General features: G+C 61.4%; 20 protein-coding genes and 4 tRNA genes. 9 read left to right on the forward strand and 15 right to left on the reverse strand.

Translation table 11 applies throughout. The features are described 5' to 3' along the window. Nucleotides 1-220: 220 nt before the first annotated feature. From B3397_RS00530 to B3397_RS00545, 4 genes are all read left to right on the forward strand, one after another. Nucleotides 221-1,993, forward strand: coding sequence for an N-acetylglutaminylglutamine amidotransferase (locus tag B3397_RS00530; protein WP_296246285.1), 1,773 nt, complete (start codon nucleotides 221-223; stop codon nucleotides 1,991-1,993). A 3-nt stretch (nucleotides 1,994-1,996) separates the two neighbouring features. Continuing rightward, nucleotides 1,997-3,739: an N-acetylglutaminylglutamine synthetase gene (gene ngg / locus B3397_RS00535; RefSeq protein WP_296246287.1), complete on the forward strand. Its 1,743-nt coding sequence runs from the start codon at nucleotides 1,997-1,999 to the stop codon at nucleotides 3,737-3,739. A gap of 142 nt (nucleotides 3,740-3,881) precedes the next feature. Then, on the forward strand, nucleotides 3,882-5,069 hold the full coding sequence (locus B3397_RS00540; RefSeq protein WP_296246290.1) for an osmoprotectant NAGGN system M42 family peptidase: 1,188 nt from the start codon (nucleotides 3,882-3,884) through the stop codon (nucleotides 5,067-5,069). Between the two features lie 95 nt (nucleotides 5,070-5,164). After that, nucleotides 5,165-5,392 carry a YheU family protein gene (locus tag B3397_RS00545; protein WP_296246291.1) on the forward strand — a complete coding sequence of 76 codons (228 nt, stop codon included), beginning with the start codon at nucleotides 5,165-5,167 and terminating at the stop codon, nucleotides 5,390-5,392. 1 nt (nucleotide 5,393) lies between these two features. Here the strand turns inward: B3397_RS00545 and csrA are convergent, their stop codons facing one another. The 3 genes from csrA to B3397_RS00560 form a co-directional block, all read right to left on the reverse strand. Beyond that, a complete protein-coding gene (gene csrA / locus B3397_RS00550) occupies nucleotides 5,394-5,591 on the reverse strand; it encodes a carbon storage regulator CsrA (RefSeq protein ID WP_296246294.1) in 198 nt (65 codons plus the stop codon). 305 nt (nucleotides 5,592-5,896) lie between these two features. Further along, the gene (locus B3397_RS00555; RefSeq protein WP_296246372.1) at nucleotides 5,897-6,229 is read right to left on the reverse strand and encodes a YnfA family protein; all 333 of its coding nucleotides are present in this window, start codon (nucleotides 6,227-6,229) and stop codon (nucleotides 5,897-5,899) included. A 41-nt stretch (nucleotides 6,230-6,270) separates the two neighbouring features. After that, nucleotides 6,271-7,086 carry an SDR family oxidoreductase gene (locus B3397_RS00560; protein WP_296246296.1) on the reverse strand — a complete coding sequence of 272 codons (816 nt, stop codon included), beginning with the start codon at nucleotides 7,084-7,086 and terminating at the stop codon, nucleotides 6,271-6,273. A gap of 232 nt (nucleotides 7,087-7,318) precedes the next feature. On the opposite strand from B3397_RS00560, the gene B3397_RS00565 reads away from it, so the two are divergent. Next, nucleotides 7,319-7,477, forward strand: a complete 159-nt coding sequence (locus tag B3397_RS00565; protein WP_122479270.1) for a DUF3309 family protein — start codon at nucleotides 7,319-7,321, stop codon at nucleotides 7,475-7,477. A 59-nt stretch (nucleotides 7,478-7,536) separates the two neighbouring features. On the opposite strand, the gene B3397_RS00570 is transcribed toward B3397_RS00565, so the two are convergent. The 5 genes from B3397_RS00570 to B3397_RS00590 form a co-directional block, all read right to left on the reverse strand. Then, nucleotides 7,537-9,195 (reverse strand): cation acetate symporter, encoded by a 1,659-nt coding sequence (locus tag B3397_RS00570; RefSeq protein WP_296246298.1) that lies wholly within the window; start codon nucleotides 9,193-9,195, stop codon nucleotides 7,537-7,539. After that, nucleotides 9,192-9,503 (reverse strand): DUF485 domain-containing protein, encoded by a 312-nt coding sequence (locus B3397_RS00575; RefSeq protein WP_296246300.1) that lies wholly within the window; start codon nucleotides 9,501-9,503, stop codon nucleotides 9,192-9,194. The genes B3397_RS00570 and B3397_RS00575 overlap by 4 nt, the downstream gene beginning before the upstream one ends. Nucleotides 9,504-9,788: 285 nt before the next feature. Next, the gene (locus tag B3397_RS00580; RefSeq protein ID WP_296246302.1) at nucleotides 9,789-10,643 is read right to left on the reverse strand and encodes a glycine betaine ABC transporter substrate-binding protein; all 855 of its coding nucleotides are present in this window, start codon (nucleotides 10,641-10,643) and stop codon (nucleotides 9,789-9,791) included. Between the two features lie 259 nt (nucleotides 10,644-10,902). Then, on the reverse strand, nucleotides 10,903-11,682 hold the full coding sequence (locus B3397_RS00585) for an ABC transporter permease (RefSeq protein ID WP_296246303.1): 780 nt from the start codon (nucleotides 11,680-11,682) through the stop codon (nucleotides 10,903-10,905). Next, a complete protein-coding gene (locus B3397_RS00590; RefSeq protein ID WP_296246305.1) occupies nucleotides 11,679-12,611 on the reverse strand; it encodes an ABC transporter ATP-binding protein in 933 nt (310 codons plus the stop codon). Before B3397_RS00590 ends, B3397_RS00585 begins: the two co-directional genes overlap by 4 nt. A gap of 373 nt (nucleotides 12,612-12,984) precedes the next feature. On the opposite strand from B3397_RS00590, the gene B3397_RS00595 reads away from it, so the two are divergent. Further along, entirely contained in the window at nucleotides 12,985-15,432 is a 2,448-nt protein-coding gene (locus tag B3397_RS00595; RefSeq protein ID WP_296246306.1) for an acyl-CoA dehydrogenase, read from the forward strand. 87 nt (nucleotides 15,433-15,519) lie between these two features. Further along, entirely contained in the window at nucleotides 15,520-15,930 is a 411-nt protein-coding gene (locus tag B3397_RS00600) for a PA2817 family protein (RefSeq protein WP_296246308.1), read from the forward strand. Between the two features lie 202 nt (nucleotides 15,931-16,132). On the opposite strand, the gene B3397_RS00605 is transcribed toward B3397_RS00600, so the two are convergent. The 4 genes from B3397_RS00605 to B3397_RS00620 all read right to left on the reverse strand — a co-directional run bounded on the left by B3397_RS00605 (nucleotide 16,133) and on the right by B3397_RS00620 (nucleotide 16,545). Beyond that, nucleotides 16,133-16,208, reverse strand: a tRNA-Gly gene (locus B3397_RS00605). A gap of 3 nt (nucleotides 16,209-16,211) precedes the next feature. Next, nucleotides 16,212-16,287: transfer RNA gene (locus B3397_RS00610), tRNA-Glu, on the reverse strand. Between the two features lie 102 nt (nucleotides 16,288-16,389). After that, nucleotides 16,390-16,465: transfer RNA gene (locus B3397_RS00615), tRNA-Gly, on the reverse strand. Between the two features lie 4 nt (nucleotides 16,466-16,469). Further along, nucleotides 16,470-16,545: transfer RNA gene (locus B3397_RS00620), tRNA-Glu, on the reverse strand. A 321-nt stretch (nucleotides 16,546-16,866) separates the two neighbouring features. On the opposite strand from B3397_RS00620, the gene B3397_RS00625 reads away from it, so the two are divergent. Further along, a complete protein-coding gene (locus tag B3397_RS00625) occupies nucleotides 16,867-17,637 on the forward strand; it encodes a hypothetical protein (protein ID WP_296246310.1) in 771 nt (256 codons plus the stop codon). A 30-nt stretch (nucleotides 17,638-17,667) separates the two neighbouring features. Here the strand turns inward: B3397_RS00625 and B3397_RS00630 are convergent, their stop codons facing one another. After that, complete coding sequence (locus B3397_RS00630; protein ID WP_296246311.1) at nucleotides 17,668-18,159, reverse strand: GAF domain-containing protein; 492 nt, start codon at nucleotides 18,157-18,159, stop codon at nucleotides 17,668-17,670. Continuing rightward, complete coding sequence (locus tag B3397_RS00635; RefSeq protein WP_296246313.1) at nucleotides 18,156-19,046, reverse strand: ATP-binding protein; 891 nt, start codon at nucleotides 19,044-19,046, stop codon at nucleotides 18,156-18,158. The genes B3397_RS00630 and B3397_RS00635 overlap by 4 nt, the downstream gene beginning before the upstream one ends. Before the next feature lie 128 nt (nucleotides 19,047-19,174). Between B3397_RS00635 and B3397_RS00640 the strand changes: the two genes are divergently transcribed. Beyond that, the gene (locus B3397_RS00640; RefSeq protein WP_296246315.1) at nucleotides 19,175-21,484 is read left to right on the forward strand and encodes a hybrid sensor histidine kinase/response regulator; all 2,310 of its coding nucleotides are present in this window, start codon (nucleotides 19,175-19,177) and stop codon (nucleotides 21,482-21,484) included. Nucleotides 21,485-21,496: 12 nt separating this feature from the next. Here the strand turns inward: B3397_RS00640 and B3397_RS00645 are convergent, their stop codons facing one another. Then, entirely contained in the window at nucleotides 21,497-21,979 is a 483-nt protein-coding gene (locus B3397_RS00645) for a glutathione peroxidase (RefSeq protein ID WP_296246317.1), read from the reverse strand. Nucleotides 21,980-21,984: the final 5 nt, after the last annotated feature.

Consider the following 21,984-nt stretch of genomic DNA (forward strand, 5'->3'; position numbering starts at 1 on the left):
CCCTTTCCCTGAGGGAGAGGGGGTTTTGAGCTCCCTCTCCCTCAGGGAAAGGGCTGGGGTGAGGGGACCATTCACCACCGTCCTCAAATCTCGCCACCCCCCGTACATCCAGCCGCCTTATAACCGATCGATCTAAAACTCCTACTCCCCTCCCCGGTCAGTTTCTTACCTGGCCGAGCTTCCCTCGGCCCATCCCCAACGGAAAGACCGGTAAGGACTTATGTGCGGATTAGCTGGTGAGTTACGTTTCGACTTTCAACCTGCGGACCTCGCGGCCGTGGAACGCATCACCCATGACCTGGCCCCACGTGGCCCGGACGCCTGGGGTTTCCAGGCCCAAGGGCCCGTCGCCCTCGGCCATCGCCGCCTGAAAATCATGGACCTGTCCGACGGGTCCGCACAGCCGATGACCGACGGTCAATTGGGCCTCAGCCTGGCCTTCAACGGTGCCATCTACAACTTCCCGGAACTGCGCACCGAACTCGAAGCATTGGGCTACAGCTTCTATTCGGGCGGCGACACCGAAGTGCTGCTCAAGGGCTATCATGCCTGGGGTGAAGCCCTGCTGCCCAAGCTCAATGGCATGTTCGCTTTCGCCATCTGGGAACGCGATGCCCAACGCCTGTTCATTGCTCGCGACCGTCTGGGCGTCAAGCCGCTGTACCTGTCGCGCACCGACAAGCGCCTGCGCTTCGCCTCGGCCCTGCCTGCGCTGCTCAAAGGCGGCGACATCAGCCCGATGCTGGACCCAGTGGCACTCAACCACTACCTGAATTTTCACGCCGTGGTGCCAGCGCCTCGCACCCTGATCGCCGGCATCGAAAAGCTGCCACCCGCGACCTGGATGCGCATCGATGCCGACGGCACCACCGAGCAGAAAGTCTGGTGGACTCTGCCCTACGGTCCTCGCGCCGATGAACTGAACCTGACTCTGGAAGACTGGCGCGACCGCGTGTTGCAGAGCACCCGCGACGCCGTTGCCATCCGTCAGCGTGCTGCGGTGGATGTAGGCGTATTGCTCTCGGGCGGCGTCGACTCGAGCATGCTGGTGGGTCTGCTGCGAGAAGTGGGCGTGGAAAATCTGTCCACCTTCTCCATCGGTTTCCAGGATGCCGGCGGCGAGCGTGGTGATGAGTTCCAGTATTCCGACCTGATCGCCAAGCATTACGGTACCCAGCATCATCAGCTGCGCATCGACGAACGGGAGATCATCGAGCAACTGCCGGCGGCTTTCCGCGCCATGAGCGAACCGATGGTCAGCCACGACTGCATCGCCTTCTACCTGCTGTCGCGGGAAGTGGCCAAGCATTGCAAGGTGGTGCAGAGCGGCCAGGGCGCCGACGAGTTGTTCGCCGGCTATCACTGGTATCCCCAAGTGGACGGCGCCGCCGACCCTTATCAGGCCTACCGTGATGCGTTCTTCGACCGCAGCTACGACGACTATGCCGCCACGGTGGCACCGAAATGGCTGACGGCCAACGACGCTGCTGGCGATTTCGTACGGGAACATTTCGCTATGCCCGGCGCCGATGCCGCCGTGGACAAGGCACTGCGTCTGGATAGCACAGTGATGCTGGTGGACGACCCGGTCAAACGCGTCGACAACATGACCATGGCCTGGGGCCTGGAAGCGCGCACGCCTTTCCTGGACTACCGCCTGGTGGAGTTGTCGGCACGGGTGCCGGGCAAGTTCAAATTGCCGGACGGTGGCAAACAGGTGCTCAAGGAAGCGGCGCGCCTGGTGATCCCAAGCGAAGTCATCGATCGCAAGAAGGGCTATTTCCCGGTGCCGGGCCTCAAGCACCTGGAAGGCAATACCCTGAACTGGGTCCGCGAGCTGCTGCTCGACCCCAGCCAAGACCGCGGTCTGTTCAATCCGACCATGCTCGACCGCCTGCTGACCGACCCGCAGGGCCAGCTCACGCCTCTGCGGGGCTCGAAACTGTGGCAGTTGGCGGCCCTGAATCTGTGGCTCAGCGAACAAGGAATCTGATCGATGAAAGCTCATGCCACGGCATTCAACCAGCGCTTGCTGCGCGGCCAGGCGCCGTCCTATGAGCGGCTGCAGGCGCGCTTTGCCGAAGATGGCAACAGTGACGAACTGAGCCAGCGCCCGCTGCACTGCGGTTGGGGGCGCCTGCTGATCGGCCACACCTACCCCGACCCGGCCGCGCTGGCCGCCGACCTGCTCAAGGAGCAGCAGGGCGAGCGCGACATTGCCCTGTACGTGGCCGCGCCGCAGCAGGTGCTGGCGCAGGCACCGCAGCAGTTGTTTCTCGACCCCTCGGATACGCTGCGCCTGTGGTTCAGCGATTACCGCCCGGCCCAGCGCGTGTTCCGGGGTTTCCGAATCCGCAGGGCACAGACCGACGGCGACTGGGAGGCGATCAACCAGCTGTATCTCAAGCGCCGCATGCTGCCCATCGACCACAATCTGCTGACGCCGCGCCATCAGGGCGGACCGGTGTACTGGCTGGCAGAGGATGAAGACACTGGCCACGTGATCGGCAGCGTCATGGGCCTGAATCATCAGAAGGCCTTTCGCGATCCCGAGCACGGCAGCAGCCTCTGGTGCCTGGCCGTGGACCCCCGCTGCACCCGCCCCGGCGTGGGTGAAGTGTTGGTGCGCCACTTGGTCGAGCACTTCATGAGTCGCGGCCTGGCCTATCTGGACTTGTCGGTACTGCACGACAACCGCCTGGCCAAGAACCTGTATGCCAAGCTGGGTTTTCGCAACCTGCCGACCTTCGCCGTCAAGCGCAAGAACGGCATCAATCAGAAGCTGTTTCTGGGGCCAGGCCCTCAAGCCGAATTCAATCCGTACGCGCGGATCATCGTCGACGAGGCGTTCAGACGGGGCATCGACGTGCAGGTGGATGACGCCGAAGCGGGTCTGTTCACGTTGATCCACGGCGGACGCCGAGTGCGTTGCCGCGAATCGCTGTGCGACCTGACCAGCTCGGTCAGCATGACCCTGTGCCAAGACAAGAGTCTGACGCACAAGGTCCTCAAGGCTGCAGGTCTGAGCCTGCCAGCGCAGCAGTTGGCGGGGAGTGCCGACGACAATCAGGATTTCCTCGATGAGCACCAGCGCATCGTGGTCAAGCCGCTGGATGGTGAGCAAGGCAACGGTGTTGCCGTGGACCTCGACAACCTGGAAGAGGTACAAGCCGCTATCGAGCACGCCCGGCAGTTCGACAGCCGGGTCCTGCTGGAAAGCTTCCACGAAGGTGCCGACCTGCGCATTGTGGTGATTGGCTATGAAGTCGTTGCCGCCGCCATTCGCCGGCCAGCCCAGATCATCGGCGACGGACAGAACTCGATCAGCCATCTGATCGACGTTCAGAGCCGCCGCCGGCAAGCTGCCACGGCGGGTGAAAGCCGTATTCCGATGGACCAGGAAACGCAGCGTACCGTGCAAGCCGCCGGTTTCGACATGGACAGCGTCCTGCCCCGTGGCCAGACGCTGGCCGTGCGCAAGACCGCCAATCTGCACACGGGCGGTCACCTGGAGGACGTCACCGATATCCTCCATCCGGTCCTGGTGGACGCCGCCGTACGGGCCGCTCGCGCGCTGGACATTCCGGTGGTGGGCCTGGACCTGCTGGTGCCTGCCGCCGACCAGCCCGAGTACGTGTTCATCGAAGCCAACGAGCGGGTCGGGTTGGCCAACCATGAACCTCAGCCCACTGCAGAGCGTTTCGTCGACCTGCTGTTTCCTCACAGCCGCCCGATGTAACCGTTCGCACGCCTCTCACCGGCAAGGAGTCCCTTGCCGGTGAGCCAGGCCAGTGCTCCGCTTTGCCCGCGCGAGGCCCTGACGAACATCCACATCCAAAGCCGGGCATCCGCCCATTCCACTATCCAAATCAGGAGTTTCCATGACCTCTAAAATTCCCGAACCGGATATCCAGTACTTGCAGAAAGTCCTACTGGAGATGCTTGCCATCCCTAGTCCCACAGGCTTTACCGATACCATCGTGCGCTACGTGGCCGAGCGCCTCGAAGAGCTTGGCATCCCGTTTGAAATGACCCGCCGTGGCACCATTCGCGCCACCCTCAAGGGTAAGCAGAATTCCCCGGACCGGGCCGTTTCGGCCCACCTGGACACCATCGGCGCCAGCGTGCGCGCCGTGCAGGACAACGGCCGCCTGTCGCTGGCGCCGGTTGGCTGCTGGTCGAGCCGCTTCGCAGAAGGCAGCCGGGTCAGCGTGTTCACCGATAACGGCGTGATCCGCGGCAGCGTATTGCCGCTGATGGCCTCGGGACACGCCTTCAACACGGCCGTGGACCAGATGCCGGTCAGCTGGGACCACGTCGAACTGCGCCTGGATGCCTACTGCGCAACCCGCGCCGACTGCGAGTCGTTGGGCGTGAACATTGGTGACTATGTAGCGTTCGATCCACTGCCAGAGTTTACCGACAGCGGTCATATCAGCGCCCGCCATCTGGATGACAAGGCGGGTGTGGCTGCACTGCTGGCCTCGCTCAAGAGCATCGTGGAAAGCGACTACGAGCCCATGATCGACTGTCACCCGCTGTTCACCATCACCGAGGAGACAGGCTCCGGAGCCGCCGCCGCGCTGCCGTGGGATGTGAGCGAGTTCGTCGGCATCGATATCGCGCCGGTCGCGCCAGGGCAACATTCCAGCGAACACGCGGTGAGTGTGGCGATGCTCGACTCCGGTGGGCCGTACGACTATCACCTGTCCCGCCACCTGTTGCGCCTGGGTGAAGAGAATGAATTGCCGGTGCGTCGCGATCTGTTTCGTTACTACTTCAGCGATGCGCATTCGGCTATCACCGCAGGGCACGACATCCGCACCGCATTGCTGGCCTTCGGCTGTGACGCGACCCATGGTTATGAACGCACCCATATCGATAGCCTGAGCGCACTGAGCCGAATTTTGACCGCCTATATGTTGAGCCCGCCGGTATTTGCCAGCGATGCCAAGCCCAACAACAGTTCGCTGGAGCGGTTCAGCCATCAGATCGAGCACGATGCGCAGATGGAGTCCGATACGCGGGTCCCTGCCGTTGAGGATGTGGTCGGGCAAAGGAACGAGTAAACGGTGCCCCTTCCCCAGTCCTCCCCGGAGGGCTGGGGTGAGGGGACCCGCCACCACTGTAGTATCCTGTCCCCCCGCCCTCAGAGCCCCACCTCATGCTGATCCCCTACGACCACCTCGAAGCCGACACCCTTACCCGTCTTATCGAAGACTTCGTGACCCGGGACGGCACCGACAACGGCGACGAAACCCCACTCGAAACCCGAGTCCTGCGGGTTCGTCACGCCCTGTCGAAAAAGCAGGCGTTCATCGTTTTCGACCCCGACAGCGAGCAGTGCACGCTGATGCTCAAGCACGATATCCCGCCGGAACTCTTCGACTGAGCTACACCACCGGCACCTCCTTGCGCGCCTTGCCGAGTTTGTCCTGAATGCGTCGATACACTTCGGCGCGGTGCACTTCCACCGTCTTCGGTGCCTGGATACCAAAGCGCACGGTGTTGCCGCGCACGTCCAACACCTTGACCCATACGTCATCGCCGATGGAAATCAGTTCGCCCACATGTCTTGTCAGTACCAGCATGGTTTCGCTCCCTCAAATGAATGCCTTCTGAGGGTGGACCCTGTTTTTCAAGTGCACAATACAAGCGGAATAATACAGTCGAAACCTACGAAAGTTGGTAACTTGCCTGTCAGAAGTTTCGTACCTGATTTTCGGAAGTTGTACGAAGTTGAACCCGAATATTACCACCTCGCTGTAGGGGCGGCGTTCAGCCGCGAATAGCCATACTTTCGCACATAGGCTGGAAGATACGCTGGGCGGGCGGGCGCATTCGCGGCTTGGACGCCGCTCCCCCCCCTGTAGGAGCGGAGTGGAGTCAGGGGGGATCAGGCGGAGTGGAGTCTGGGGCCCCACAGGATGATGCTGGCGCCGATCACGCAGAGCAACGCGCCCAGCCAATCCGAGCCAGCGGGTCGGACCTTTTCCACCACCACCAGCCACAGCAACGAACTGACGATGTAGATACCGCCGTAGGCTGCGTACGCTCGGCCTGCATAAGCCGCCTCGACGCGGGTCAGCAACACTGCGAAGGCGCTCAGGCTGAGCATCGCGGGCACCACCCACCAGGCGCTCTTGCCCAGGCGCAGCCACAGGTAGAAGCCATAGCAACCGGCAATCTCGAACAGCGCAGCAAGGAAGAACCAGACGTAATTGAGCACAGCGCGCAGCCTCATGGAGTTCAGCGCGCCAGCATAATGGCTCAGGCTCGCGACTGGCGAGCCTTGGCACGCATCTTTTCGGCCATGTCGGCCATCTGCTGATGGATCAACTCCGGCTGTTGCTGCTTCACCGCCCAGGCTTGTCGGCCCTCTTCGTGGGGCAGAATCATGAAGTCGCCCACCGCTACCCGTTCATGGATGTAGTCGGCAATGAAAGCCGCATCGATCGGCGAGCTCTCCAGCAACTTGCCCACCGCCGCTTTCATTTCTGGCGTGGGGCCACGGAAACTGTCGAGCAGATTGGTTTGAAAGAACGACGGGCATACCACATGAACCGCCACTCCCTGCCCGCGCAACTCCACCAGCAAGCTTTCGGACAATGCCACCACGCCGGCTTTGGCGACGTTGTAGTTGCTCATCGCCGGTCCCTGCATGAGCGCCGCCATGGAAGCGATGTTGATGATTTTGCCCCTGCTTGCCAGCAATTGCGGCAAGAAGGCCCTGCAGCCTTTGACTACGCCCATCAGGTTGATCGCCAACTGCCAGTCCCAGTCTTCCAGCGAGAGTTCGTCGAAGAACCCGCCTGAAGCCACCCCAGCGTTGTTGACGATTACATCGATGCCGCCAAAGCGCTCCTGGCAGGTCTGCGACAAGGCCGTAAGCTGACTGAAATCACGTACGTCGCAGCGTTGGGTGAAGCCGCTGCCGCCGACCGCCTCGACCAGGCGCAGGGTCTGCGCGACCCCCGCATCGTTGATGTCCGCCAATGCCATGCGCCAGCCCTCGCGCGCCCAGCGTACGGCGATTTCACGACCCAGCCCGGAACCGGCGCCGGTGATCATCATACGGTTAGCCATGGTGGAACCCCGTGAGATTAATGTGCCAGCGAGTCTAGCCAACTCCCTGTGCTCAGCCATCCACCATCACCCGGCTGAATACCGAACCTTGCGATTCTTCGTACTGGATGGGCTTTGCTGTAGAAACATTTTCAAAAACTTTGGGGACTTTTTACGTATAGACACAGTCCGACCTATTAAGCGGTCGAGCCCCTGGCTGACTGACGAACACCTCAAAAGTCCAAATAAGGAAATCGCCATGGGCACCATACTTATCATCGTACTGATTCTGCTGTTGATTGGCGGTCTGCCAGTATTCCCGCACTCCAGAAGTTGGGGCTATGGCCCGTCGGGTATCATCGGTACCGTGCTGGTCATTCTGCTGATCCTGGTACTGTTGGGCAAAATATAGTTGTTGCCCAGCCATGAAAAAGGCGGCCCATTGGCCGCCTTTTTCATGGCTGTTGCAGATTAGTGCGATACCGCCCCACTCGCGCCCAGACCGGTCTGCGAGCGAACGAACTGCGGGTAGAACAGCGCCCGCTCTTCGTCGGCAGCGGCCGACTTGTCGGTGATGGAGAAGAACCAGATGCCCACGAAGGCGATAGCCATCGAGAACAGCGCCGGGTACTCGTACGGGTAGATCGGTTTCTCGTGGTGCAGGATCTGCACCCAGATGGTTGGGCCGAGGATCATCAGGCCAACGGCACTGATCAGCCCCATCCAGCCGCCGATCATGGCGCCGCGAGTGGTCAGCTTTTTCCAGTACATCGAAAGCAGCAGTACCGGGAAGTTGCAACTGGCGGCGATGGAGAACGCCAGGCCAACCATGAACGCGATGTTCTGGCTTTCGAAGGCAATGCCCAAGCCAATCGCCAGGACGCCGAGGCAGACCGTGGTGATCTTCGAGACCCGGATTTCATCCTTGTCGTTGGCCTTGCCCTTCTTGATCACGCTGGCGTACAGGTCGTGAGACACCGCCGAGGCGCCGGCCAGGGTCAGACCTGCAACCACCGCCAGGATAGTGGCGAACGCTACCGCCGAAATGAAGCCCAGGAAGATACTGCCACCCACCGCGTTGGCCAGGTGCACCGCGGCCATGTTGTTGCCGCCGAGCAAGGCGCCTGCCGCATCCTTGAACGCCGGATTGGTGCTGACCAGCAGGATCGCGCCAAAACCGATGATGAAGGTAAGGATGTAGAAGTAGCCGATGAAGCCCGTGGCGTAGAGCACCGACTTACGGGCTTCCTTGGCGTCGGACACGGTGAAGAAGCGCATCAGGATGTGTGGCAGACCGGCCGTACCGAACATCAATGCCAGACCCAGCGAGAAGGCCGAAATCGGATCCTTCACCAGGCCGCCGGGGCTCATGATCGCCTCGCCTTTGGGGTGAACCTTGATGGCTTCGGAAAACAGCGCATTGAAGTCGAAGTTGACGTGCTTCATCACCATCAACGCCATGAACGAAGCGCCGGAGAGCAGCAGCACCGCCTTGATGATCTGCACCCAGGTGGTGGCCAGCATGCCGCCGAACAACACGTACAGGCACATCAGGATGCCCACCAGGATCACGGCTACGGTGTAGTCCAGGCCGAACAGCAACTGGATCAGCTTGCCAGCGCCAACCATCTGCGCGATCAGGTAGAACGCGACCACCACCAATGATCCGCAGGCCGACAGGGTGCGGATCTCTTTCTGCTTCAGACGATACGAGGCCACATCGGCGAAGGTGTATTTGCCCAGGTTGCGCAGACGTTCGGCGATCAGGAACAGAATGATGGGCCAGCCCACCAGAAAGCCGATGGAGTAGATCAGACCGTCGTAACCGGAGGTGAACACCAGGGCGGAAATGCCCAGGAAGGACGCCGCCGACATGTAGTCACCGGCGATGGCCAGACCGTTCTGGAAGCCGGTGATCTTGCCACCGGCGGCATAGTAGTCGGCAGCCGACTTGTTGCGTTTGGAGGCCCAGTAGGTAATGCACAGGGTCGCGCCCACGAACAGCACGAACATGATAATGGCGGCGACGTTGAGCGGCTGCTTCTGCACCGCGCCGGTCAGCGCGTCCGCCGCCATGGCGCTGGGCGCCAAGGCCGCGACGCCCAGGGTGGTCAGTAGGCGCCGGCTCATTGCTGTGCCTCCTTCAGGATCGCTCGGTTCAGATCGTCGAACTCGCCGTTGGCGCGCTTGACGTAGATACCGGTCAGCACGAACGCCGAAAGAATCAAGCCGATCCCCATGGGAATCCCCCAGGTGATCGATGACCCGGCGCTGATCTTGGCGCCGAGAATCTGCGGCCCGTAGGCAATCAGAAGGATGAAGGCCGAATACAGCCCGAGCATGATCGCCGAGAGAATCCAGGCGAACTTTTCCCTTTTTTGCACCAGCTCCTTGAAACGCGGGCTGTTTTGAATCGAGAGGTAAATGCTGTCGTTCATTGTTTTTGTCCTCGCAGCACAGATGGGTAGAACGTATTCCACTTTATGCTGCTGTAGAACGCGCTCCAGACGACCTTAGTATTAGATCGACATGAGTCGGTGCGCCAATGAGGGGGTACATAAAAACGAAAAGGTCGCCATTGGGCGACCTTTTGGGGTGTCTGTGTGTGCTCCATCGCGGGTAGAACCCGCTCCCACAAGGGTTATCCGCAGGGACTGGAACCACCCTTTTGTACGGTGGGAGCGGGTGCTACCCGCGATGAGGCCCTTCAACTCAATAGTTAATTACTTGCCAACCCACTCAGCCACACGCTCAGGGTGCTTGGCTACCCAGTCCTTGGCGGCCGCTTCCGGCTTGGCGCCATCCTGGATGGCCAGCATCACTTCACCGATCTCATCCTTGGACGACCACGAGAAATTCTTCAGGAAAGCGGCCACTTCCGGCGCCTTCTTGTCCAGTTCCTTGCTGCCAATGCTGTTCACGGTTTCAGCCGCGCCATACACGCCCTTCGGGTCGTCCAGGAAACGCAGTTTCCACTTGGCGAACATCCAGTGCGGCACCCAGCCGGTGACGGCAATGGACTGCTTGGCGTTTTCGGCGCGGGTCAGTTCGGAAATCATGCCGGCGCCAGAACTGGCCTGCAGCTTATAGCTGGTCAGCTCGTAGTCCTTGATCGCCTGGTCGGTCTTGAGCATCACACCCGAACCGGCGTCGATGCCGACAATGCGATTCTTGAAGGTGGTGTCGGTCTTGAGGTCATCGATGGTCTTGGCTTTCACATACTCGGGCACGATCAGACCGATCTTGGCATCCTTGAAGTTGGCGCCGTAGTCGACCACCTTGTCCTTGTTCTTGGCCCAGTACTCACCGTGGGTGACCGGCAGCCAGGCGGAGAGCATCGCGTCGAGCTTGCCGGTGGCCACGCCTTGCCACATGATCCCGGTGGCAACGGCTTGCAGTTTGACGTCGTAGCCCAGCTTCTGCTTGATGACCTCGGCGGCAACGTTGGTGGTGGCGACGCTGTCTGACCAGCCGTCAACGTAACCGATGGTGACTTCCTTGGCGGCAGCGTTGGCCCAGGTACAGCCCATGGCCAGAATCAGAGCGGCGCTCGCTCCGAGAACTTTTTTCATGTTCATCCTGCTTCCCCGATAAGGCGGCGCCCGGCGGATGCCGAGCGGCATGTTGGCGTACAGATCATCGACCTCACGGGCCAACCAGCATGCTCTGCCTACGACCTTGAACCATCGAGAAACGACAAAAACCGGCCATTAGCCATAAACCGTGTACGGGCATCCGCCACCCCCATCCAGGCCTTGCACGGCGGGGGCTCCAAGACGGGGCAAGACACGCCGCGGTGCGCCAGTTTGGGCCACATCGCGGCGATCTCCGCGCACCTCAGCTACGCATACCGCGCCCGCTCACCAGCAGTTTTACGCAGGCGACGTAGAGCACCACGGTGGCAACCACCATGAACGCCACGGCAACACCGATGCTGATGTCACTGACACCCAGAATGCCGTAGCGAAAGGCATTGACCATGTGCAACACCGGGTTGGCCAGCGACACGGTTTGCCAGAACGGCGGCAACAGGCTGATGGAGTAGAACACCCCGCCCAGGTAGGTCAGTGGCGTCAACACGAACGTCGGGACGATGGAAATATCGTCGAAGTTGCGCGCAAACACGGCGTTGATGAAGCCCAACATGGAAAAGATGGTAGCGGTGAGGATCACCACCAGCACGGTGATCCCCAAGTGGTGCACCTGCAGGTGGGTGAAGAACAGCGACAGCGCGGTGACGATCACCCCCACCATCAAGCCGCGCAGCATGCCGCCGATCACGTAACCCGTGAGGATCGTGTGAGGTGACAGTGGCGATACCATCAGTTCTTCGATAGAGCGCTGAAACTTGGCGCCGAAAAAGCTCGATACCACGTTGCCGTAGGAGTTGGTGATCACCGACATCATGATCAACCCCGGCACGATGTACTCCATGTAGCTGAAGCCACCCATGTCGCCGATCTGCCGGCCGATCAGGTTACCGAAGATGACGAAGTACAAGACCATAGTGATGGCTGGCGGCAGCAGTGTCTGCGGCCAGATGCGGGTGAAGCGCCGCACTTCGCGGTAGACGATGGTGTTGAGCGCCACCATGTTGGCCTGGAATTCGGAACTCATACCGCCACCTTCTTCAGATTCTTCTCCACCAGGGAGACGAACAGCTCCTCCAGGCGGTTGGTCTTGTTGCGCAGGCTCAGTACCTGGATGTTCTGCAATGCCAGTTGGCCAAACAGCGCGGTGATGCCCACCTGTTTGTCGACCTGGACCTCAAGTGTATGGGGGTCCAGCAGCGTGCACGGGTAACCCTCCAGATACGGCGGCGCGGTAAGGTTCTGGCCCAGGTCGAGCAGAAAGGTCTCCACATGCAGGGTACCCAGCAGCTGACGCATGCTGGTGTTCTGCACGATGGTGCCGTGGTCGATGATGCCGATGTTGCGGCACAGCTGCTCGGCTTCTTCCAGATAATGGGTAGTGAGGATGATGGTGATGCCTTTCTCGTTCAACTCGGTGAGAAAGCTCCACATCGAGCGTCGCAGCTCGATGTCGACGCCTGCTGTCGGCTCATCGAGGATCAACAGCCGCGGCTCGTGAATCAGTGCGCGGGCGATCATCAAGCGGCGCTTCATGCCCCCGGACAGCGAGCGAGACGGGGTGTCGCGCTTGTCCCACAGCCCGAGCTGGGTCAGATACTGTTCCGCACGCTCCTTGGCGACTTTCATCGGAATGCCGTAGTAGCCGGCCTGGGTCACGACGATGTCGAAGGTTTTCTCGAACTGGTTGAAATTGAATTCCTGGGGCACTACACCGATGCTGCGCTTGAGCGCGGCCGGCTGGCGGTCCAGGTCGTTGCCGAAGATGTTCACCGTGCCGCTGGTCTTGTTGACCAGGGTGGAGAGGATGCCGATGGTGGTGGATTTGCCCGCGCCATTGGGGCCCAGGAGTGCAAAAAAGTCGCCTTCCGCTACGTCGAGGTCGATGCCACTGAGGGCCTGAAAGCCATTGCCGTAGGTTTTGGTCAACTGTCGGATGGACAGAGCAGAACTCATAAAGGGTCTATACGCCGTAATAGGAAGTGTATTCAGGTGAGGGCGGCCGCGATCAATTGCAACCAGATGTTTGAGCCAAGGCTGAATGATGAAGGCCACTCGACCGCCCGTACAGTGAGCATTATCGATAGTAAACATCAGCCCGACGCAGTCCACGCCGTCTTATGGTAGGCCGCACCCGCCTGTAAACGTTCAGGGCAGTGTGAGACACGCCGAACTCCCCTACCCGTGGAGGGTCACTATCGAGGCAAGCCCCAGCGTTTTCCCACATACCGAAGCTGGCAGTTCCGACCGCTCGATTTCCGCCTGCCGTCTAAGCTCTGGGGGCACTCGCAAACGGGTCGTCGCGCCCGGTCTTCACGGAGGAACCCCTATGCTGTTGTTGTGGATCGTAGTTCTGGTTGTCGGCATTGCCTGGTTGGCCCACCGGCGTACCCCCGCCCTGCCCGCCATGGGCGTGGTCGCGGTTTACCTGTTGGCCATGGGCATTTTCAGCCATGCCCCGGGTTGGCTACTGGGCCTTTTCTGGCTGCTGCTGATCGCCGCCGCCCTGCCTCTGCTGTTGCCGGACCTGCGGCGCCGGCTGTTCACTGCGCCCCTGTTCCAGTGGTTTCAGAAAACCCTGCCGCCGATGTCCGACACCGAGCGCGACGCCATCGACGCGGGCACCGTGTGGTGGGATGGCCAACTGTTCAGCGGGCGCCCGGACTGGCACACCTTGCTGGCCTACCCCAAGGTGCAACTGACCGAAGAAGAACAGGCGTTCATCGACGGTCCCACCGAGCAGCTCTGCGCCATGGTCAGCGACTGGCAGATCGGCCAGGACATGGACCTACCGCCCGAGGCCTGGGCACACATCAAGGAACACGGGTTCTTTGCCCTGATCATTCCCAAGGAGTTTGGCGGCAAGGGCTTCTCGGCCTACGCCCACTCCCAGGTGGCAATGAAGCTGGCCACCCGCAGCGGCGACCTGGCCTCCACCGTGATGGTACCCAACTCGCTGGGCCCGGCCGAGCTGCTGCTGCACTACGGCACCGACGAACAGCGCAACCACTACCTGCCCCGCCTGGCGCGGGGTGACGATATTCCCTGCTTCGCCCTCACCGGCCCGCTGGCCGGCTCCGATGCCGGGGCCATGCCGGATGTCGGCGTGATCTGCAAAGGTCAGTGGAACGGTGAGGAGGTCATCGGCCTGAGCCTGACCTGGGAAAAGCGCTACATCACCCTTGGCCCGGTGGCGACCCTGCTGGGCCTGGCGTTCAAGGCCCACGACCCGGACCACCTGCTGGGCGACAAGGAAGACCTGGGCATCAGCCTTGCGCTGATCCCCACCGACACCCCTGGCGTCGAGATCGGCCGCCGTCACCTCCCCCTGGGGGCGGCCTTCATGAACGGGCCCAACTCGGGCAAGGATGTGTTCATTCCGCTGGACTACCTGATTGGCGGCCAGCCCATGCTGGGCAAGGGCTGGATGATGCTGATGAATTGCCTGTCGGTGGGCCGCTCGATCTCGCTGCCCGCCGTCGGCACGGGCGCGGCCAAGTACACCAGCCTGGTGACCGGTCAATACGCTCAGGTGCGCGAGCAGTTCAATGTGCCCCTGGCGGCCTTCGAGGGTATTCAGGAATCCCTAGCGCGCATCGGCGGCAATGCCTGGCTGATGGACAGCGCCCGCATGCTCACGGCCAATGCCGTGGACCTGGGCGAAAAACCCTCGGTGCTGTCGGCCATTCTCAAGTATCACCTGACCGAACGCGGTCGCGAGTGCATCACCCACGCCATGGACGTCCACGGCGGCAAGGGCATCATCATGGGCCCGAACAACTACCTGGGGCGCAACTGGCAAGGCGCACCGATCTTCATCACGGTGGAGGGCGCGAACATTCTGTCGCGCAACCTGATGATCTTCGGCCAGGGCGCCATCCGCTGCCACCCCTTCGTGCTCAAGGAAATGGCCTTGGCCGCCCGCGAAGACAAGGCCCAGGCTCTGGTGGAATTCGATCACCTGCTGCTCAAGCACATTGGTTTCGCCGTGAGCAACGCCGCCAGCACCTTTGTGCTGAACCTGGGCCTTGGCCATTTCGAGCCAGCGCCCGGAGACTCCCTGAGCCAGGGCTATTTCCGCGCCCTGAACCGTCAGGCGGCGGCCTTCGCCCTGCTGGCCGACTTGAGCATGATGCTGCTGGGCGGTGAGTTGAAACGCCGCGAACGGCTCTCGGCTCGCCTGGGTGACGTATTGAGTTATCTGTACCTGAGCTCGGCAGCCCTGAAGCGCTATCACGACCAGAACTCGCCGGAGTACCTGCGACCGTTGCTGTGCTGGGCCATGGAAGAAAGCCTGGGCAAGGCCGAGCACGCCCTGGACGAGATTCTCAAGAATTTCCCCAACAAGGTCCTTGGCTATCTGCTGCGCGCTGTGGTGTTTCCTTTTGGTCGCCGCCACACCGGGCCGTCGGACAAGCTGGACGCCGAAGTCGCAGCCATCACCGGCCGGCACAAGGGTGACCCGGCCCTTGAGGAAATGCTGGCTGGCTGCTATCGCCCGCAAGGCGCCGACGACCCGGTGGGTGCTTTGCAGGTGGCGTTCGATCAACTGCGCGCCAGCCAGCCGTTGCACAAGAAGCTGCAGCAGGCCTACAAGGCTCGGCAGTTCAAGGCCACGCCAGGCCAGTCGCTGATCGACGCAGCGCTGGAAGCCGGCGTGCTGCAGGCCAACGAAGCGCAAACCCTGCACCAGGCTGAAGCCGCACGGCGCAAGGTGATCGACGTGGATGATTTCAGCAAGGAAGAGTTGCTGGCCACTGAAGGCAAAGTGCGCTGATGCATCGGCAGCAATAACAGCTGCATAAGACAGCGGGCGCGTGGAGCTTTATACTCCCGCGCCCGTTTTGCTCAAGAGGACCCCATCATGGCCAATGCCCATCTCGAACACCACCTGGTCCTGCTGGACCACCTGCGCGGCATACTTGTAGCGCTGGGTGAGGCGGAACAGGTTCCCGAAGAGAGCCACGCGCTGTTCCTGGACCGCTTCGATGACCTGCGTGCGCAATTGCCGGTCGAACCGCTGGAGAGCCAGTATCTGGGGCAGGATCTGATGTGCCAGGTGATCACCCGTTACCCGCAGATCGCCCACCTGGTGCCGCGGGATCTGCTGTGGTTCTTTGCGGGGGATTGCTTGCATTACATGCCCGACGAAGAAATCGAACTGTACCAGGCGCTGGAAGAGCGGCGTTTCGAAGCCGAAGAGAACGAGGAGCCGTTTGACTGGAATCAGGAGAAACAACTGCTGGCCATGTCCACGCCGCAGACCCCCCACTAACCCCCCCCCATCCGCTGTAGCAGCGGCGTAAGCCGCGTCACGTATCCCGCTGTAGTAAGCCGCGTCACGCATCCCTCAATGGCGTAAGCCGCGTCACTTATCGCGGTGAATCAACTGCAATGAGGGGGGAGGACGCGGCTTACGCCGCTGCTACAGACGAACGAAAACGCCGCTCATTGCTGAGCGGCGTTTTCATTGAATTTGGAGCGGGAAACGAGACTCGAACTCGCGACCCCGACCTTGGCAAGGTCGTGCTCTACCAACTGAGCTATTCCCGCAAATGGCGTCCCCTAGGGGACTCGAACCCCTGTTACCGCCGTGAAAGGGCGGTGTCCTAGGCCACTAGACGAAGGGGACACGCTAACTGAAACACATGGTGTGTATTTCAGCGCCCAGATCAAATCCAGAGACTTGACGCTGGTTTCACTCGATGCCGCCCGAAGGCCACACCGCTTAAACTGGAGCGGGAAACGAGACTCGAACTCGCGACCCCGACCTTGGCAAGGTCGTGCTCTACCAACTGAGCTATTCCCGCAATATGGCGTCCCCTAGGGGACTCGAACCCCTGTTACCGCCGTGAAAGGGCGGTGTCCTAGGCCACTAGACGAAGGGGACACACGTACAACATTCACTCCCTGCCGCGCTTCGCTGTGTGCTTTACGCTGCAAGTGGCGCGCATTCTAGGGATGCTTGAGAGGGTCGTCAACCCCCTGTTATAAATTTATTTAAATCAATGACTTCGCTGCCGTTTGCAGGGGGTGGCACGAAGCGTGCGAGCGACTTTATCCATCGCCGTTTTTTGACACCATCGGTAGCACTACGCCCCAAACGTATGAAGCCGAGCCAGTAACAAGCCCGGCCAGCCGTCCGCTGCACTACCGATGCCACTGTATAGCCATTACACTGACCCCTACCCCTTTTGCCGAGGTCTCGCCGGTGACACCACTCATGATCACCCTGTACATCGTTACCGGGATCGCCATCCTTATCGTGATCGGCATTCTCAACAATATGGTAGAGAGCAACAAGCTGGCCAAGGCCCGCAGCAAGGTCGAGCTCAACGACCGCCTGCGTCGCTGCGGTCAGATCAACGAAACCTTCCCTGGCCAGTTGGTGACCCCTGGCCTGAAGATGTTGTTCGCCCGACTCGAGTTCAACATCAACCAGCGCCTGCTGCAGTTGGACAAGCACAACACCGCACTCAAAGGGCGGCTGGCCGAACTGGAAACGGAAATAGCCAAGGGCGATGCCATCACCATCAACAACCCGCCTGCGCCGATCATGACCGAGGCCAAGGCCAAGGACATACGCTTCCTGCTCGAGGCGCTGCACGCCCAGGTCACCCGCGCAGCACAAGAGGGGTTCCTGCCGCCCAACGAGGCCAAGCACTGGGTCAAGGAAATCCGTCATATCCTGGTACTGCTGCACATCGAGTTCTTCAACAATCTTGGCCAGCAACTGCTGGAGACCGAACAGCCGGGCCAGGCCCGGCTGGCATTCGAGCGCGGTGTGCAGTATCTCAAGCACCAGCCGGAGCCGCTGTTGTATCAGGAGCAGTTGCAGTATCTGGAGCGGCTGCTCAAGCGCACCACCGCGATGGTGCTCAGCGAAATGGAGCCGGCCGAAGATGAAGTCAACGAATTGACCGAAGGCCTGAAGGCCGATGAGGAAGAGGATCCGTTCAAGAAGAAGGTGAACTACGACTGACGGCACCACCGGCACCGCCAGTCGGACCACTCAATAGTGGCTGCAATCGGTCAGGCGCAGAAAGATCGCCGCCAGTTGCTCGATGCCCTGTTGGTCGGCTGCACCGAAACGCGCCAGCTTGGGGCTGTCCAGATCCAGCACGCCGATCAGCGCGCCATCCTTGACCAACGGCACCACCAGCTCACTGTTGGACGCACTGTCGCAGGCAATATGGCCGGGAAACGCATGCACGTCTTCGACGCGTTGGGTTTCACGCGTCGCCGCTGCCGCCCCGCAGACGCCGCGATTGAACGCAATCCGCACGCAGGCCACCTGTCCCTGGAAGGGGCCCAGCACCAGCTCTTCATTGCGGTTCAGATAAAACCCGGCCCAGTTCAGATCCTCCAGCTGGTTGAACAGGAATGCAGAAAACTGCGCGGCGTTGGCGACGAAGTCGCGCTCGTCCGCCAGCAGCGACTCCAGCTGGGCGCAGAGCATCGGGTAGCCTTCCAGGCCCTGACCCTGGCTGTCGAGGTCGATCATGGTTGTTGCTCCAGCAGTTTGAGACCCACCCAATAACGGGCAAATTGATAAGCACAGCGCCCGTTGCGATTGCCCCGCCCGGTCGCCCAGCGCACGGCAAGCACGTCCAGTTGTTCATCGCGTGACCATTGCAACCCGCTTGGCCTGGCCAGCTCGCCGATCCAGTGCTCGACCACGCTGAGGAAATGCTCCTGGGTAAAGGGGTAGAACGACAGCCACAAGCCGAAGCGATCGGACAGGGCGATCTTGTCCTCGACCGCTTCGCTGGGATGCAGCTCACCGTCGACGCGGGACCAGTTCTCGTTGTCGCTCTGATGTTCGGGCACCAGGTGGCGGCGGTTGGACGTGGCATACAGCAGCACGTTGTCCGGCGCCTGCTCCAGGGAGCCGTCGAGCACGCTCTTGAGCACCCGGTAGTCGCCCTCCCCGGCCTCGAAGGACAGATCGTCGCAGAACAATACAAACCGCTGCGGCAGCTTCTGCAGTTGTTCGACCACCCGCGGCAGGTCGGCCAAGTGGTCGCGCTCGATTTCGATCAGGCGCAGGCCGGCCTTGGCGTGCTCGGCCAGCAGGGCCCGCACCAGCGAGGACTTGCCGGTGCCGCGCGAGCCCCAGAGCAAGGCGTGGTTGGCAGGATGGCCGTCGAGGAACTGCTGGGTGTTGCGGGCCAACTGCTGGCGCTGCAAGTCGACCCCGATCAGGTCGGACAGGCGCATGTCCAGGCTCACTTCCAATGGCAGCAGGTAACCACTGCGACCCTCGCGTTGCCAGCGTGCAGCCAGGCATTGATTCCAGTCGATGTCGGGCCGCAGGGCGGGCAGCAGGGGTTCCAGGCGGGCCAGCACGGATTCGGCACGCTCCAGAAAGGCGTTCAAACGAGGTTCCACGACTTCTCCTCGGGGCAAGTTGCGTGTAAAAGGTTCGGCGAGGCAATCAAGCCGCCACGCCATAAGGGGCCGGGGCGCTGGTCTATGCTTCGCCTTGCGCACGGAAACGGAAATTTGGCTCAGTACCCATGGATATAAAGTTCACCCAGCGGCTGTCCTACAAGCAAGCGCGCCTCACGGTACTGGTCGGCTTCATTCTGGGGGCATTGCTCAGCGTTATCCAGATCTGGATCGATTATGCCAATGTCGACGAAGCCATCAACCGGCAGATGGGCTCGTTGCTGGAGATCAGTCACAACCCGGCGTCGCGCATTGCCTATAACATCGATGCCGAGCTGGCCAAGGAACTGACCCTTGGCCTGCTGCAGTCCGAGTCGATCGTCGGCGCCCGACTGACCGACAACCACGGCAATGTGCTGGCCAGCGTGCAGCGGCCGCGGCTGGAGAGCAACTACCGCTTCCTCAGCGACTTGCTGTTCGACAGCCAACGTCAATATCAGGACCCATTGTTCCTGTCGCACATGCCCAACGACCGGCTGGGTACGTTGCAACTGACCGTCGACACCTTCGCCATCGGCAATCGTTTTCTCAAGCGCTCGGAAATCACCCTGGCCAGCGGCTTCCTGCGCACGGCATTGCTGACCGGCATTCTGCTGTTCTTCTTCTATATGATGCTGACCAAGCCGCTGAACCGCGTCATCCGGGCGTTGAGCAGCAGCGATCCGCAACAGGCCAAGCCCGCGCGACTGGATTTCCCGCCCGGCCACGAGCATGACGAAATCGGTGTGCTGGTGAAGGTCGCCAATCAGCAGTTCGTCAGCATGGCCACCGAGATCCAGCAACGGCGTACGGCGGAGAACCGCCTGACCGACTACCTCAGCGAGCTGGAAAACATCGTTTCCTCCCGCACCACCGAGCTCAAGGCCAGCAACGTGCGCCTGAGCCTCTCCAACGAAGAGCTGGAAAAGGCCCGGCGCACCGCGCTGGACATGGCTCAGGCACGGGCCGCGTTTCTGGCCAACATGAGCCATGAGATCCGCACTCCACTCAATGGCCTGCTGGGCATGATCGCACTGTCGCTGGACAGCCCGTTGAATGCCGAGCAGCGCCAGCAGCTGTCGATTGCCCATGACTCCGGCAAGGTGCTGGTGGAGTTGCTCAACGATATTCTCGACCTGTCCAAGTTCGACGCCGGCCAGCTGGAACTCGAGCGCATCCCGTTCGACCTGGGCGCGCTGATCGAGGACACCGCCAACCTGCTGTCGCAGAACGCTGCGCCGAGTGTGGAGCTGACCTGCCTGATCGACCCGCACTTCCCGGCGTTGGTGCTGGGCGATCCGACTCGGGTCAGACAGATCGTCAGCAATCTGCTGTCCAACGCACTGAAATTCACCCGTTTCGGCCGGGTCGATGTGCGCCTGTACACCCGGCCCGGCGGCGTGCGTATCGAAGTCAGCGATACCGGTATCGGCATCGCCCAGGAAGCTCAGGTCAAGATTTTCCAGCCCTTTACCCAGGCCGGTGCAGGCATCACCCGCCAGTTCGGCGGGACGGGACTTGGGCTGGCCCTGACCAACAACCTCTGCGAGGCCATGCAGGGGCGCCTGAGCATCAGCTCGGAAGCGGGCTTTGGCAGCCAGTTCTATGCCGACCTGCCGCTGCAGGCTCATAGCCCTGCCAGCCCCCCTGCCCTGCTACGCGGCCAGGTGGCGATGATTGGCCATGCCGGCAGCGGCCTGGCGGAATTGCTGCTGGACCTGTTGCCGCTGTGGGGCATCGACTATCAGCGCTATGACCTGGGCGCCGACCTGAGCAATATCGCGCCGGATCTGGTGATCACCGACAACCTCGATGCGCTGTTCAATCTGCGCCCGGCCATCCAGGCGCCGATCCTGTTGGTGACCGCCTATGGCAACTTCCTGCCGACCGAGCAGGCCAATGCCCTGATGCCCTTGCAGCAGCAGGCGCGACCGCTGGCACGCAATGCGTTGTACCAGGCCTTGCGGCGCAGCCTGGCCGGCCACGAACCGGCGGTGCTGGACACCTACAGCGCCAGCAGTTCACCTCAACGTCGGGCGCGGATTCTGTTGGTCGAGGACAATCCGGTGAACCAACTGGTGGCCAAGGGCATGCTCAGCAAGCTGGGCTGCGAAGTCACCGTGGCGGCTCATGGCGGCGAGGCGCTGACCGAATTGGAGAACCGCGAATTCGATCTGGTGCTGATGGACTGCAACATGCCGGTGATGGACGGCTACGAAGCCAGCCGGCAGATTCGCCGCAGCGGGCGCTGGCCGCAGTTGCCCATCGTCGCCCTGACCGCCAACGCCATGCCCGAGGAGCGCGAGCGCTGCCGGGCGGCGGGCATGAGCGATTATCTGGCCAAGCCGTTTCGACGCGAAGAATTGATCATGCTGATCGATCAGTGGGTGCCCGTCTGAGGCAGCACCCGATCAACGCAAGGCTTTTTCGATCTCGTCGGTCAGGGCCGCCGGTTTGGTGGTGGGTGCAAAGCGTTTGACGCTGCCGTCGGCCGCGACCAGGAACTTGGTGAAATTCCATTTGATGCGCTCGGAGCCGAACAGCCCCGGCGCGCTCTTCTTCAACTGCACGAACAGCGGATGAGCCAGCTCGCCGTTGACGTCGATCTTGCGGAACATGGGAAAGCTCACGCCGAAGTTCTTTTCGCAGAACTGCACGATATCCAGCGTGTCACCAGGTTCCTGATTGCCGAACTGGTTGCAGGGGAAACCCAATACCACCAGGCCCTGCTTGCGGTAGGTCTGCCACAGTTCCTCCAGCCCCTTGTACTGAGGGGTGAAACCGCACTGGCTGGCGGTATTGACCACCAGCAAGGCTTTGCCGGCGAAGTCACCGACGGTCTTGTGCTGGCCGTCCAGGGTGATGCAGGGGATGGAGAGTAGCTCTTTGCTCATGGTCA

It is taken from the genome of Pseudomonas sp. UBA4194, from assembly GCF_002379585.1.
Classification (GTDB): Bacteria; Pseudomonadota; Gammaproteobacteria; order Pseudomonadales; family Pseudomonadaceae; genus Aquipseudomonas.